Annotated in this window: 16 protein-coding genes; 4 read left to right on the top strand and 12 right to left on the bottom strand. The window is 58.9% G+C overall.

What is annotated here, in order from left to right:
• Window positions 1-197 precede the first annotated feature (197 nt).
• The 7 genes from F6X42_RS36450 to pstS form a co-directional block, all read right to left on the bottom strand.
• Window positions 198-539 (bottom strand): ArsR/SmtB family transcription factor, encoded by a 342-nt coding sequence (locus F6X42_RS36450; protein WP_187638766.1) that lies wholly within the window; start codon window positions 537-539, stop codon window positions 198-200.
• Between the two features lie 483 nt (window positions 540-1,022).
• On the bottom strand, window positions 1,023-1,751 hold the full coding sequence (gene phoB / locus F6X42_RS36455; protein ID WP_187638767.1) for a phosphate regulon transcriptional regulator PhoB: 729 nt from the start codon (window positions 1,749-1,751) through the stop codon (window positions 1,023-1,025).
• Between the two features lie 12 nt (window positions 1,752-1,763).
• A complete protein-coding gene (gene phoU, locus F6X42_RS36460) occupies window positions 1,764-2,477 on the bottom strand; it encodes a phosphate signaling complex protein PhoU (RefSeq protein WP_187638768.1) in 714 nt (237 codons plus the stop codon).
• Window positions 2,478-2,486: 9 nt separating this feature from the next.
• Window positions 2,487-3,275 (bottom strand): phosphate ABC transporter ATP-binding protein PstB, encoded by a 789-nt coding sequence (gene pstB, locus F6X42_RS36465; protein ID WP_187638769.1) that lies wholly within the window; start codon window positions 3,273-3,275, stop codon window positions 2,487-2,489.
• On the bottom strand, window positions 3,262-4,119 hold the full coding sequence (gene pstA, locus F6X42_RS36470; RefSeq protein ID WP_187638770.1) for a phosphate ABC transporter permease PstA: 858 nt from the start codon (window positions 4,117-4,119) through the stop codon (window positions 3,262-3,264). The genes pstB and pstA overlap by 14 nt, the downstream gene beginning before the upstream one ends.
• Window positions 4,119-5,150, bottom strand: a complete 1,032-nt coding sequence (gene pstC / locus F6X42_RS36475) for a phosphate ABC transporter permease subunit PstC (RefSeq protein ID WP_246530406.1) — start codon at window positions 5,148-5,150, stop codon at window positions 4,119-4,121. The genes pstA and pstC overlap by 1 nt, the downstream gene beginning before the upstream one ends.
• 63 nt (window positions 5,151-5,213) lie before the next feature.
• The gene (pstS, locus tag F6X42_RS36480) at window positions 5,214-6,233 is read right to left on the bottom strand and encodes a phosphate ABC transporter substrate-binding protein PstS (RefSeq protein WP_187638771.1); all 1,020 of its coding nucleotides are present in this window, start codon (window positions 6,231-6,233) and stop codon (window positions 5,214-5,216) included.
• A gap of 250 nt (window positions 6,234-6,483) precedes the next feature.
• Between pstS and F6X42_RS36485 the strand changes: the two genes are divergently transcribed.
• The 3 genes from F6X42_RS36485 to F6X42_RS36495 all read left to right on the top strand — a co-directional run bounded on the left by F6X42_RS36485 (window position 6,484) and on the right by F6X42_RS36495 (window position 8,345).
• Window positions 6,484-6,999: an arsenate reductase ArsC gene (locus F6X42_RS36485; protein ID WP_187638772.1), complete on the top strand. Its 516-nt coding sequence runs from the start codon at window positions 6,484-6,486 to the stop codon at window positions 6,997-6,999.
• A 99-nt stretch (window positions 7,000-7,098) separates the two neighbouring features.
• Window positions 7,099-7,599, top strand: a complete 501-nt coding sequence (locus F6X42_RS36490) for an arsenate reductase ArsC (RefSeq protein ID WP_187638773.1) — start codon at window positions 7,099-7,101, stop codon at window positions 7,597-7,599.
• Window positions 7,596-8,345: an aquaporin gene (locus F6X42_RS36495; protein WP_187638774.1), complete on the top strand. Its 750-nt coding sequence runs from the start codon at window positions 7,596-7,598 to the stop codon at window positions 8,343-8,345. Before F6X42_RS36490 ends, F6X42_RS36495 begins: the two co-directional genes overlap by 4 nt.
• 222 nt (window positions 8,346-8,567) lie before the next feature.
• Here the strand turns inward: F6X42_RS36495 and F6X42_RS36500 are convergent, their stop codons facing one another.
• From F6X42_RS36500 to F6X42_RS36520, 5 genes are all read right to left on the bottom strand, one after another.
• Window positions 8,568-8,873, bottom strand: coding sequence for an acylphosphatase (locus F6X42_RS36500; protein WP_187638775.1), 306 nt, complete (start codon window positions 8,871-8,873; stop codon window positions 8,568-8,570).
• A 140-nt stretch (window positions 8,874-9,013) separates the two neighbouring features.
• The gene (cueR, locus tag F6X42_RS36505; protein ID WP_187638776.1) at window positions 9,014-9,409 is read right to left on the bottom strand and encodes a Cu(I)-responsive transcriptional regulator; all 396 of its coding nucleotides are present in this window, start codon (window positions 9,407-9,409) and stop codon (window positions 9,014-9,016) included.
• Between the two features lie 267 nt (window positions 9,410-9,676).
• Window positions 9,677-11,014 (bottom strand): sigma-54-dependent transcriptional regulator, encoded by a 1,338-nt coding sequence (locus tag F6X42_RS36510; protein WP_187638777.1) that lies wholly within the window; start codon window positions 11,012-11,014, stop codon window positions 9,677-9,679.
• 14 nt (window positions 11,015-11,028) lie between these two features.
• Window positions 11,029-12,486 (bottom strand): sensor histidine kinase, encoded by a 1,458-nt coding sequence (locus F6X42_RS36515; RefSeq protein WP_187638778.1) that lies wholly within the window; start codon window positions 12,484-12,486, stop codon window positions 11,029-11,031.
• 14 nt (window positions 12,487-12,500) lie between these two features.
• Window positions 12,501-13,379, bottom strand: coding sequence for a substrate-binding domain-containing protein (locus F6X42_RS36520; RefSeq protein ID WP_187638779.1), 879 nt, complete (start codon window positions 13,377-13,379; stop codon window positions 12,501-12,503).
• Between the two features lie 175 nt (window positions 13,380-13,554).
• Here F6X42_RS36520 and F6X42_RS36525 point away from each other — a divergent pair, with 175 nt between their 5' ends.
• On the top strand, window positions 13,555-14,082 hold the full coding sequence (locus tag F6X42_RS36525; protein WP_187638780.1) for an arsenate reductase (azurin) small subunit: 528 nt from the start codon (window positions 13,555-13,557) through the stop codon (window positions 14,080-14,082).
• Window positions 14,083-14,097: the final 15 nt, after the last annotated feature.

Consider the following 14,097-nt stretch of genomic DNA (forward strand, 5'->3'; position numbering starts at 1 on the left):
GCAGGGGCAGGAAGTCAAAGTCAGTTTGTAGGTCAGTCATAAGTTGCGTCCGCAATGTGTAAGCTGCGGACGCAATCTTGTTCCCTCTCACCCGCAGGTTCCAGATGAGCCGAAATTACCGCTTACGGATGATGAAGGGACCGTCGAACGAGAGAAGTGCTGCGCTCGTCACTTCATCGCCGCAGGCATCAGTCGCTTCAAGCCGGCACAGGCTTACACTTCACCTTCTTCCGTGGCGCACACGCCGCTGACTCCACGCCCTGACAGCAGTTCTCGGTCAAGAACCCGACCAGGTCGTTCATCTGGTCGATTTCGGGCGCGTAGTAGACAAACCGGCCTTCCTGACGGGATGAAACCAGGCCGGCGTGCGTCAATTCCTTCAAGTGAAACGACAGCGTCGCACTGGCGAGTTCGAGTTGTTCCTGGATGACTCCCACGCTCAGCCCATCCGGACCGGCTGTCACGAGAAGTCGGAAAATTCCCAGGCGCGTAGGCTGGGCCAACGCGGACAAAGCTTTGATGGCGTCTTTTTCCTTCATGATGCGCGAGTCGTCGAGATAAGCGAATGATTCTAACGCTATTGAGGTGACACATGAGCGACAACGCAGTTTTGACCATCGCGTGGCCATAACTCAGGGTGCTGGCGTATCAACCGGCAGGCCGGGCAACTGTTGGAAGCTATCGATGGGGACCTTTTCGACCGCGATACAGTAGTCGGCTCACGAGCGTCGCAATCGCCGCAACCCCACCGTAGGCAAGCGTGGCGGACGTTAGTCCGTTGAAAATCAGGTGAACGATTGCAACGGCGGCGAAGGTCATTTGCAGAATGCCGAGCGTGAGCCTCAGAATTCCCCAGACAAGATAATGCTTCTCGCGCGAACTCAGAGCTGGCGCAACTCCTCGCGCAGCCGCCCCCTTACGGCGCCGGCTCGAGTGTCCATCATGGTGCCTAGCAACCTTCATGTTGGGACGCCTGTTACGTTTCGTGTACCTGCGGCAGGGTGGCGCAACGGCTGCTGTCCCTACGCCGCATTCTCCATTCCGTGCGGCTGCGCGGTCTTCGACAGCATGTAGCCGCTCCCGCGCACCGTTTCAATGATGGATTCATAACCGACTGGCTTCAGCGCTGAGCGAAGCCGCTTGATATGAACGTCGACCGTGCGCTCCTCGATAGAAGCGTGGTTGCCCCATACATGCTGCAGAAGCAGGCTTCGACTGTGGACGCGTTCTGGGTGCGCCAGAAAAAAATGCAGAAGCTTGAACTCGCTTGGGCCGAGATGCACAGGAAGCTCCGCACCATCGTGCTCGATGCAGACCCGTCGTGTTGACGGGTCGAGTGTCAGGCCATTTATCGTTACTGCTTCATTGCTGAGCTCTGGCGCACGCCGGCGCAGAACCGCCTTGATGCGAGCCACCAGTTCCTTTGGGGAGAAAGGTTTCGCCATGTAGTCGTCGGCGCCAGCCTCAAAACCACTCACGGAGTCCTCTTCCTGCGTACGCGCCGTTAGCATGATGACCGGTACTGCTCTCGTCCGCGAATCCGCACGTAGCCTGCGGAGGAAGACCAGGCCAGATGTTCCCGGCAGCATCCAGTCCAGCACGATGAGGTCAGGTAACACCTCATCCACCAGCGCCTTTGCGGCGTCGGCGTCCCTCGCCTGCAGCGGGTGGTACCCTGCGTGCTTTATGTTGACGGCCAATAGTTCGGCTATCGCTGGCTCGTCTTCAACAATCAGAACAGTCGCAGGCATCGCACTTCCTTCCTATTCCTTGCTACCAGAGGCTTCCCGAGCAGTATGCTTGCGGGACACGTGGCGAACATCGGTACCTTCGACGACATAGACGATAAATTCGGCGATATTGGTCGCATGGTCACCGATGCGCTCAATAGCCTTCGCAACAAACAGGTAGTCGAGACCAACCGAAATGCTCCTTGGGTCTTCCATCATGTAGGTCACAAGCTTCCGTACGAAAGCGCGAAACTCCTCGTCGATGGCATGGTCGTCCTGGACAATCTGTGCCGCAGCGACAGTATCCAGCCGCGCAAATGCATCAAGTGCCCTGCGAAGCATATGAGACGCCATCTCGCCTGAGAGCTTGATGTCAGCGATATTGATGCTCCGCGCCGCGCTGTCCTCGGCGATGCGGCGCGTCCGCTTCGCAATCTTTCTGGCCTCGTCGCCGGCGCGCTCAAGATTGGTGACAGTCTTGGAAACGGACATTAGCAACCGCAGGTCGCGAGCGGCGGGCTGTCGACGGGCAATGATGTTGCTCACTTCTTCGTCAATGTCGATTTCCATCGCATTGAGCCGGTGCTCATCCTCGAGGACACGCTCCACGACGTCCAGGTCGAAGGTCGTCAGTGCTTGCATCGCCTGCGCAATCTGTGACTCCACAAGTCCGCCCATCTCGAGCAGTTTGGTTGAAAGCAGATTGAGGTCTGCATCAAACTGACTGGAGAGGTGTTTGTCTGACATGGTTGTCTCCTAGCCGAAGCGGCCAGTGATGTAATCCTCAGTCGCCTTCTGAACCGGCGTGGAAAAAATCTGTTCGGTCGTCCCGAACTCGACCAGCTTGCCAAGGTGCATGAAGGCCGTATGCTCGGCGACACGGCCCGCCTGCTGCATGTTGTGCGTCACGATGACCACGGTATAGTGTTTGCGCAACATATCCAGAAGCCCTTCGATTTTCCCGGTTGCCAGTGGGTCCAGCGCGGACGTTGGCTCGTCCAGCAGCAACACCTCAGGGTCGATTGCCAGTGCGCGAGCAATGCACAGACGCTGCTGCTGGCCACCCGAGAGCGCCAGCGCACTCTGCCCCAGCTTGTCCTTGACCTCGTCCCAGAGCGCCGACTGGCGTAAAGCGAACTCGACGCGCTCGTCAAGTTCGCCACGCGTGAGTGCCTCATGATGCGTGACGGCCAGCGCAACGTTGTCGTAAACCGACATGGTGAAAGGCGTCGGCTTCTGAAAGACCATCCCGACTTTCAACCGCAGCTCGCTCAGTTTGAAGCGCGGCTCCAGAATGTTCTTGCCGTCGAGTTCGACTGTGCCGGTGGCCGTCTGGTCTGGATATATCGAATACATCCGGTTCAACACCCGCAGCAGCGTTGACTTGCCGCAACCTGACGCGCCGATGATGGCCGTCACCTCGCGGTCCGGAAAATCGACATTGACGTCGTACAGCGCCTGGCGGCGGCCGTAGTGGAAGTTGAGTCCGCGCACACTGATGCGCGCTTGTGTCGTCCGGGCAGATGGCAACTTAACGGGTGGCATGAGCACGATTGAAGAAGGTGCGGGACAGCATGGCGAGGGCCAGCACGAAAATGGTCATCAGGAACGCTCCCGCCCAAGCCAGCGTGTGCCAGGCTTCATACGGGCTCATCGCGAACTGGAAGATGACCACCGGAATGTTGGCGAGCGGGCCGTTCGGGGTGGTGGACCAATACTGGTTGTTAAGCGCGGTGAATAGCAGCGGAGCGGTTTCCCCGCTGATGCGCGCGACTGCGAGCAAGGCTCCGGTGACAATACCTGCGCTTGCGGCTTTGAGCAGAATGCGTGAACTGATTTTCCAGCGCGGGATGCCAAGCGAAAGGGCTGCCTCCCGCGTGGCGTCCGGGATAAGCTGAAGCATCTCATCGGTGGTGCGGATGACGACCGGCAACATGATGATGGCCAACGCCACTGCACCCGCCCAACCAGAGAAATGGCCAGCAGGACGAACAACGAGTTCGTACACAAACAGGCCAATGACAATCGACGGCGCGCTGAGCAGAATGTCGTTGACGAAGCGGACGACCGCGCCAAGTCGCGTACGACGGGCGTATTCAGCCAGATAGACGCCTGCCATCAATCCAAGTGGTACGCCGATAAGCGCCGCAATGCCTATCATGAGGAAGCTGCCGTACAGGGCGTTCAGGAGGCCACCTTGCTGTCCGGGTGGAGGCGTCATCTGGGTGAACAGGCTCGGCCCCAGCGCAGCAAACCCATTGACGACGGTGGTCGCAAGAATCCAGAACAGCCAGAACAATCCGAAAAGTGTCGACAGGACCGATAGCACGAGTACAACGTTGTTCGTGATGCGACGACGCCTGAACTTCTCCATGTCGAAGCCGTTCATTACTTTGCTCCTTCCATGCGATTGAGTCGCAACAGCAGCAGTTTCGCGAACGCGAGCACGATGAACGTGACGACGAAAAGCACGAAGCCAAGCGCGATGAGGGCCGAAAGATACATCGGAGAATCGGCTTCGGTGAACTCGTTGGCGAGGGTGGCTGCGATGGAATTGCCGGGAGCAAGCAGGGAGACGTTGAGCTCGTGCGCGTTACCGAGCACGAACGTCACGGCCATCGTTTCTCCCAGGGCGCGTCCCAATCCGAGGAAAATGGCGCCGACGACTGCGGAACGCGTGTACGGAAGCACCACCTTTCGAATCACCTCCCAACGTGTCGCCCCGAGAGCAAACGCAGACTCTTTCAGCATCTGGGGCGTCGCGTCGAACACGTCCCGCATCACTGCGGAGATGAACGGAATAATCATGATGCCGAGGATGAGGCCGGCGGGCAGCATTCCAAGTCCGATAGGCGCACCGGAAAAGAGCGGGCCAATCAGCCACGCGTTGCCGAGCGTATCGATGAGCCATGGCTCAACGTGGTCAGCGAGAACGGGCGCAAACACGAACAAGCCCCACATCCCGTAGATGATGCTTGGAATAGCGGCCAGCAATTCAATGGCTGTGCTGACGGGACCCTTCATCCAGCGCGGCGCAATTTCTGTAAGGAACATCGCAATACCGAAACTAATCGGTACCGCGACGAGCAGAGCAAGGAAGGAGCTGACCAGCGTGCCGTAAATCGGAATGAGTGCGCCGAACTTGTGGGCCACCGCGTCCCAGTCGGTGCTGACGAAGAAGCGCCAGCCGAAGGTTTGGAACGCAAGGCGCCCACCCCACAGCATCGACAGGGCAGCGCCTGAAAGTATCACTAGCACAAACATGGCCGCTGCCGCTGCGGCAAGCCAGAACATTCTGTCGGCGGTCTCGTCGGGCAGTCGCCGCTTGCGGGCGCGAAACGTCAACTCGGTTCCGAGCATGGTGCCTTGGCGGCGCCCGCCGGCCAGGCCTTTCGCACCTTCTTCTGCAGCAGTGCGCATGAGCTTTTCCTCGACTGGCAACGCAGAACCACCGGCTCCTCGCTGCCATGAGCTGTGGGAACGTTAGAACTTGAAGTTGGTCGCCCAGTACGATTCAATCTGCTTGACGAGCGCATCCGGCAGCGGGACGTAGTCGAGCGACTGGGCCTGCGGCTGGCCCTTTTCCAGTGCCCACTTGAAGAAGTCGAGGGTGGCCTTCGATTGCGTCGCATTCTTCGGCTGCTTGTACATGACGATGAAAACAGTCGCCGTGATGGGATACGCGTCGGGCCCGCTGGCATCGGTCATTACCAGATTAAAATCCTTGGCATTCGCCCAGTCAGCCGTCGCAGCGGCGGCCTGGAAGGACTTCGCGTTTGGCTCGATGAAGTTCCCGGCCTTGTTCTGCACGGAGCCATACGTCATCTTGTTCTGCAGGACGTACGCGTATTCGACGTAGCCGATGGAGTTCTTCAGACGGTTCACGTATGCAGCGACACCTTCGTTACCCTTGCCGCCGATGCCGGTAGGCCACGCGACTGACGTGCCTTCTCCGACCTTGCTCTTCCATTCCGGGCTGACCTTGGACAGATAGTTGACCCAGTTGAACGTCGTGCCCGAGCCATCGGAGCGGTGCACCACGGTGATGGGTGCGTCCGGCAGCTTCAGACCCGGGTTGATTTTGGTGATAGCTGCGTCGTTCCACTTCTTGATGTTGCCCAGATAGATGTCGGCAAGAACAGGACCCGTGAAGCGAATTTTTCCCGGCGCGACGCCCTCGATGTTGACGACTGGCACGACCCCGCCAATGACCGAGGGAAATTGCCCCATTTCTTTCGCCTTTAGGTCTTCGACGGACATTGGCATGTCTGTCGCGCCGAAATCTACCGTCGCGGCCTTGATTTGCGCGATACCACCACCTGAACCGATGGACTGGTAATTGACCTTGTTACCGGAAGCCTGGTTGTAATCCGAAGACCACTTCGAGAGAATTGGGTACACGAAGGTGGAACCGGCACCCGTGATTTCCACCGCTTGGGCAGCGACCGCAAAAGTTGCGGCGACCACAGCACCCGCCAGACGCTGCACGAACTGCTTGTTCATGTTGGTCTCCTCAGTATGTAATCGTTAATTCCATAAAACTAGATACGTTACGTCTGTAGGGATGCTAAGTATAGTTCGTGTCATTCCGGTGACCAGTTCCCGTCATTATGAAATTTGTGTGACGGTATGAAACCCTCGCCCCACCTGGTGCATGATGCGGCCCGGGAAGCTTGTAGAGCCCCATCATTTCCATTATATTGGAGATATCGATATGTATCGTGCCATCGTCCGGTATCGGACTGGAGACCTCGTGACCGAAAACCGCAAATACAACGTCCTCTTCCTTTGCACCCACAACTCAGCGCGCTCCATCCTCGCCGAGGCGGCGCTGAACGACCTCGCGGGCGACCGGTTTACCGCCTACAGTGCAGGCAGCCACCCGGGTACCGCGCCCAATCCGTTTGCGCTCGACCTCTTGCGCTCGAAAGGTATCGCTACCAATGGACTCCGCAGCAAAAACTGGGATGAGTTCGCCCTGGACGGCGCGCCCACATTCGGCTTCGTCTTCACGGTCTGTGACAACGCGGCGGGCGAAGTCTGTCCCATCTGGCCTGGTCACCCCGCGAAGGCCCACTGGGGCGTCCCTGACCCGTCGACCGCTGAAGGCACTGACGACGACAAGCGCAAAGCGTTCTCGCAGGCGTTCGCCCAGTTGCGCAGGCGCATCGACCTGTTCATCAATCTGCCGCTGGAAAAGCTCGACCGTCTGGCCATGCAAAACGAGCTCCAAACCATCGGCGACACGCTACGCGAAAAAGGAGACTGATGCCGACCGGCGACAGCCCTGGGTACTTTGACTTCGCAGAGCCACCTCCATTGAAACTGTCTGTCCTTCACATCATGTGTATCAATTGGGGTTATCAAAATGAGTGGTAAGGTCCATAACGTCCTCTTCCTCTGCACCGGCAATTCGGCGCGCAGCGTGCTCGCGGAGGCCCAGTTGAATTTCCTGGGCGGCGGGCGTTTCAAAGCCTATTCAGCCGGCAGTCACCCAAAAGCAGAAATTAACCCATTCACGCTGGAGCTCCTTACCCGGATGGGGCTGCCCACTGAGGGACTTCGGACGAAGTCGTGGGAGGAGTTCGCTGCGCCTGACGCCCCGGTGATGGACTTCGTGTTCACCGTATGCGACCAGGCAGCGGCGGAGCAGTGTCCAGTCTGGCCAGGACAGCCGATGACCGCACATTGGGGTGTTCCGGACCCGGCAGCCGTTGAGGGCTCAGACGAGGCGAAAAGACGTGCGTTCAAGGACGCTGCCGCGACGCTGCGCAAGCGACTCGAAATCTTCATCAGCCTGCCGATTGCGTCCCTCGAACGGCTTGCGCTGCAGAAGGAAGTGACAGCGATTGGGAAGACGCCGCTATGAGGCTGCGTCACGCCATCGCTGCCGAGTTCTTCGGGTCAGCACTGCTTCTCGCGACCGTCGTTGGCTCCGGCATTATGGGTGAGCGACTCGCGGGCGGAAACGTCGCCATTGCATTGCTGGCAAATACAGTGGCAACCGGGGCGGCACTGGTCGCGCTTATCGCCACCTTTATCGGCATCTCGGGTGCGCACTTCAATCCGCTTGTGACGCTTGCCGAAGTCTGCCTTGGCAAGCTCCGATGGAAGCATGCCGTAACGTACATCCTTGCACAGGCCATCGGCGCCATCGCCGGAGTGATAGCGGCTCACGGTATGTTCGACTTACCGTTGATAGAGGCGTCCCGGCACGTGCGTACCGGCCCATCCCAGTGGTGGAGCGAGGTGGTGGCGTCGTTCGGCTTGTTGACCGTGATTTTGAATGTCGGAAAGCGGCGGCTGGAATTCATTCCGCTAGCGGTAGGTGGCTATATCACGGCAGCGTACTGGTTTACGGCTTCGACGTCGTTCGCCAATCCGACCGTCGCCATCGCACGGTCTCTGACAGACACGTTTTCCGGTATCAGGCCGGTCGACGCTCCAGGATTCATCGTGAGCGAACTGATTGGAGGCGGATTGGCAGTTCTGTTATTCCGCTGGATGGAGCACGTGCCGGTTCATGCCAGCGAAAAGAGTGCGAGCGTCACCAGTAAGCCGCTCCCGCTCGCCCGCGATACAAAAGTTGCTGAGCTTCCTCGGCACGAAGCGTAGTCCACGCGGTCAACACATTCCCATGCGGACTCGGTTTGGCGACACACCTGAAGGGGCATCGAATCGGCTGCTTCGCGTATTGGACGTTTCATTGACCGTCCGCACTGGGTGCTGCCGCCCCGACGACCCCGGTCCTCCAGCTGTTGGACTTTGGGGAATGAACCGTGTGGTGCTAACGAGTGACGAAAAAGCGAGTTCTTCCGCCGTATCCACTTGCTGCCCCTACAGGGTGGGCAAGCGCTCGAAGTTGTCAAAGCGAGCACGCGGTGGCTGCATCTCGGTTACCTCAAGCTCGTCAACGAGGGCTACGGACATGCCCTCGCTCAGCCACGCGCACATGGTGGCCAACCGCTCGGGCGAGCCCTGCAGTATCGCCTCGACCGAACCGTCCATGCGGTTACGGACCCAGCCGGTGACGCCCAGCGCCCTCGCGCGGCGCACGCAGGCTTCCCGATAGCCGATACCCTGTACTCGGCCGTGCACCCGCACCAGCCGGGTCTCAAGTGTTCCGTCGTCGTCTGTGTTCATGCGTGTGGTCCCGCCGCGAGTAGAGGCAATTTCACTGGCCTCTAAATGAAGCGGCTCGGCTGCAATCGCTTGCTGGTGCATCTCCGCCCGCAGACTTTTCGCGCGCAGCGTGAAATCGCTGTGGATACGTCTGACCAAACTTAATGGCGACCGCTTGCTAGCGCGTCCAGAATTGGACATTCCGGACGAGAGTCGCCGTGACAATGCTTCGCGAGGTGTTCAAGCGTTTCCTTCATCCCGGTCAGTTCCCGAATCCGACGGTCAAGCTCGGCGATATGTTCCTTCGCGAGACGCTTGACCTCGCTGCTTGGCCTGTTGCGGTCTTGCCACAAAGCCAGCAGCGCGGCGATTTGATTCGTCGCAAACCCGAGCCGCCGCGCCTGCTTCACGAACCGAAGCACTTCGACATCGGTCGAGGTATATACGCGGTAATTCGACTCTGTTCGTGCCGCAGGCTTGATAAGCCCGGCCTCTTCGTAATGGCGAATCATCTTCGCCGCCATACCGGACGCTTTCGCTACTTCACCAATATTCATCTCAACCTCCTTCGACGTACCGGCATATCGGTACCGCATGAAGGCAGTTTTCGGCCTTGCCACCGTGTGAAGGTCAAGCTTCACGCATTGAGTGGATGCGGCTCACGGAGGCGTGCACATCGCGCACTATGTTCTGGAGTAGGTTCGCCAGAGGAATGCGCCGCACAACGCGGGATTGGCTTGGCGTGGTGCTGATGTGGAGCAGCAAGGGCGCTATCGTGTTTCGGCCGGAGCGGCGTCGAACAAACTACTCGTGTCAAAAACTCCTCAGTGCAACGGCTCCGCCGCAATTGCATGCCTGCGCATCTTTTCCCAGAGACTCTTCCTGAAAATGCCCAGAGCGTGGGCGGTCTCGGAAATGTGTCCCTGGTGCTGCAACAGCGCCGCGCGAATGAACGCGCTTTCGCATGCGGCCATGTAGCCGTCCAGTGGGGTATCCATATCCAGTGCCGCTGCGGCCTGAGAGCCGTCTTCCTCGAAAATGTCAGACGAAAAGAGCATATTCCGCGAGCACACGATACATGCACGTTCGAGCCGATTTTGCAGCTCACGGACGTTCCCGGGCCAACCGTAAGTCGCGAGCCGCGCCTCCGCCGACGGGTGAAACAGCTTCGTCGCCTCATCCAGTCGACCGGCTATATCGCGTACGAAGCGGTGTGCAAGCCATAGAACATCCTCGGGCCGGTCCCGAAGCGCGGGCACGCGAAGCTGCAAGATGTTGATGCGATAAAACAGGTCTTCACGAAACTTCCCGACTCGAACCAGTTCGGCCAGGTCCCGATTCGTCGCGCAGACGAGCCTGAAATTGGTCTCGAAGTCTCGCTCCGCCCCGATGCGCGTGACGCGGCGCTCCTGCAGGGCACGCAGCAGCTTCACCTGCATCAACAAGGGCAAGTCCCCAATCTCGTCGAGAAAGAGCGTGCCTCCCTCTGCCTGCTCGAAATACCCCTTCTTTTGGCGCTCGGCACCAGTGAACGCGCCTCTCTCGTGACCGAAGAATTCGGATTCGATAAGCGTGTCAGGGACGGCGCCGCAGTTGACTGCAACGAAGGGGAAGGCGTCGCCGGGCGAATGTCGATGGATGAACCGTGCGAGCACCTCCTTGCCGACTCCAGATTCGCCGGTGACCAGAATGGATTTGGCGCGGCCGGCGACTCTTGGCACAAGCTCGGCGAGGCGCCGCATCGCTTCTGACACACCCAGCTCGCTCTGCGCCGGCATAGCGTGGTCCGGTATGCCTGTTCCCGTGAGCAGTCGGACCTTCTCAACCAGCGCCCCGATGTCAAACGGCTTGGTAACGTAGTCCGCAGCGCCGCTCTTTAGCAGAGAAACTGCTGTATCGACCGACGCGTAGGCCGTAATGAAAATAAACGGTGGAATCGACGCATGCGCTGCTGCGAAACGTGAGAAGAGCTCCTCTCCCGAAATGAACGGTAGCCTGATATCGCTGATGACCGCCTGATACGGTTTTTTCTGCAGCGCACTAAACGCTGATTCGCCGTCCGTATGCCAGTCCACATCGAAGCCTTCAAGACGGAAGCGGTCGGCCAGCGATTCGCCCATGATGGAGTCGTCTTCAACGACACAGATAAGTGTCTTCGACATAATGTTCTCCTGTCTCACGCAGAAGTAATGGGCAGAAAGACTGCAAAGCACGTCCGCCCCGGTGCACTGTCAACGGAAATTGTGCCACCGAGTTGGGTAATGATTTGATAGCTAACCCACAGGCCGAGGCTATAGGACCGCCGTCCCTCTGCCACGGCTACGGACCCGAATGGCTCGAACAGATGTTCCATCGCAACGCCGGATATGTGCTGACCGGTGTTTGATACTGTTATCTGCAGCGCAGCCGTTTGGGCAGCGACCAGACAATTCACCTGCCCGCCGACCTCTACCGCCTTCACGGCGTTCAGCAGCAGGTTGAGGACGAGCTGGCGCACCAGATGAGCGGGCAACGCAATCGCCTCGTCCAACTCAACGTCCCAATGAAAAGTGGCCTGTTTTGCCTGTATCTGCGGTGCGACCAGCAGCTTCAAATCCTGCCAGTCGGACAGATTCATTGCTGGCGAGTCCAGCCGCGCCTCGAACAGGAGCGCGCCAACCGTCGCGCGAATCTGGCCGAGACCTCGTTGGAGGAGGCCCAGGGTTTTCCTGGTCTGAGCATCGGGCTCTCCGTGCGTATTGAGTGTGTCGATGGCGTTTAGCATGCCGCCCAGGGGATTATTGATTTCGTGAGCGATTCCGGCAGCAACCCGGCCTACGGCCGCGAGCCTCTCAGAGACAACGACCTCCCGTTCGAGCGCCTGCTTTTGGGCGAGTTCGAAGAGCATGGCCTTGAACTGCTTCCCCAGTTGACCTATCTCATCGTTGCTATCTGCCGTGATGCCCGCGCCGACATCCTCCGGTGGCTCCTTTCCGATACGAGCCATGGCCGTCGAGAGACGCAACAGAGGCTTGGCCATCCGGTCACCCCAGACCCAACCAAGAGGGATAAGGACCAGCAAAACTGGGACCGTGGCCACTGTCAGTTTGAGCAGCGTTGACCGCACGCGGCCGTAAAGGATATCGGCGTCATAGACCATCACCACATATCCCAGGCGGCTTCCGTCGTCGGAATTCACAGGCATACCAGCCGTTACATCGCGATTCGCGAGCAATCCTGGAAAGTCGAAAAAGAACTGCTCGCCGGAGCCCCTCAGATGCTCGATGACGGTTCCAAACTGGGCAGGAAGTTTGGCGGCGGCCGTCTGGATGGGTTCCTTCCGAGGGGACGTCGACGCGTAGACGCGAGCCTTGGCGTCGAAGAGAACGATTTCCTTCAAGGGGTTCGTGGGCTCCCTGACCGTCACCGGAGTTCGAATCACTTCGAAGGCGCGCCATAGGTCGTCCTTCATCAGGGCGTCCCGAACCGAGAGCGTGAGTACGCGACCCAGATTCTGGGCGCTGCTTTCCAGGTCGTTTCTGGCGTCCGAAACGGCAACGCTCACGAGCGCAGCGGTCACGAGCAACTCCGTAAGCAGGATGACTGCGCTCAGCGCTAACGGAATCTTGTAGCGGTAACTGAGGTGGGACAGCATCTGCGCGGCCCGGCCTATGCCGGTCCAGAGTTCAGGATGGTAACGAGGTGACGGATACCGTCAAATACCTTGTCGCCGTCCGGTACAAAACCATCGAGATTCAGTCGCTGCAGGACGTCCCGACCTGCAGGACTGTCTTTCATGTTGACCAATGCGTGCTGGATACGCAGAAAGGACTCTTCGTCGAGCGAGCGGCGCGCCACTATCGGTGGGAAGCCGTACTGCGGCGAACGCCACGCGACCCGTATGTCGCGAGTGCGTTCGGGGTACTGCTTCTCGATGGTGTCGTAGACGTAGCCATCAATCTCGCCGGCATCTGCAATCCCGGTGGTTACGGCGTCAACCACCTTTCGATGCGCGTACGTAAAAAAGGACTTTTTGAAGAAGGTGCTTGGCCGGATGCCGGCGCGCATCAGCTCAGTGGTCGGTACAAGAAAGCCGGAGTTCGACTGCGGGTCACTGAATGCGAATACGCGGTCCTGGAGCTGCGTAATGTGCGTCGTCCGCGAATCGCTCTTTGGAACAATCAGATATGAGTGATAGAGCGGCTGTCCCTGATAGTCCGGTATCGCCATCAACCGCATCGTCTGCAGGTGCGTGACGTACGGAAACCCGCACACCCATGCGACATCAAGTCGGCTGTCGGCGAGCAGGTCATCAATTTCCTGATAACTATTGCGCTGCACAAACTGCACGTCTGCACTGCACACCCCGCCCAGTTCGCGGCTCCATCGGTGGAGCAGATTGATTTCGTTGTCGAGGAAAACGGCAGTCGTGCCGAACGCAACCGCAGGGTTTTCATTGCCGGCCGCGAACTTGAAACACGAAAGGAGCGGAACGCTTATCCCAAAGCGAAGAAGCTGCCGCCGCCGGATGTTACGAATTGGTGACATAACGGCCCACTCCCCAGCACGAACCGTTACCGGACGGTAATGGCGTCCAGCAGCTCACTGGCGGTAACTCTCCGTGCGCGAGCCTCCCGGCGGACGTTGAGCCGTATGGCATACGTCTTGCCGTGCAATCGATGCTAACGATTACACGAGCAAGATTCAAGCGAAGGAGGAGACCATGTCCGAACTCAAAGTCGGCCGCCGCACATTTCTGAAACTCGGGGGCGGCTCGATTGCGGCCACTGCCGCTACCGCATTTGTCCCGCAGGTAGGCGCGGCGGCAACCAACGCAGTCGATACGAGCAAAACGAAGTTGCCATATCCGCACAAACCCGTAGCTCAGCTCGCGCACATGGCGCCAAACACGCCAGTATCTTTCGCCTATCCAGACGCTGCATCACCTTGCGTGGCTATCAAGATGGGCAGCCGCGTACCAGGCGGCGTCGGCCCGGATGGCGACATCGTTGCCTATAGCGCGATGTGCACGCACATGGGCTGTCCGGTCGCGTACGAACCCACGACGAAGGTTTTCAAGTGTCCCTGCCATTTCAGTATGTTCGATGCCGAGAAGGCAGGACAGATGATTGCCGGACAGGCCACCGAGAATCTTCCACGTGTGCGCCTTCACTATGACGAGAAGACAGGGGCCGTATCTGCGGTTGGCATGGAAGGATTGATTTACGGCCGCCAGGCCAACGTTCTTTGAGTTCGAGGAGCTGAA

Source organism: Paraburkholderia podalyriae (assembly GCF_014397785.1).
In the GTDB taxonomy this organism is placed as follows: domain Bacteria; phylum Pseudomonadota; class Gammaproteobacteria; order Burkholderiales; family Burkholderiaceae; genus Paraburkholderia; species Paraburkholderia podalyriae.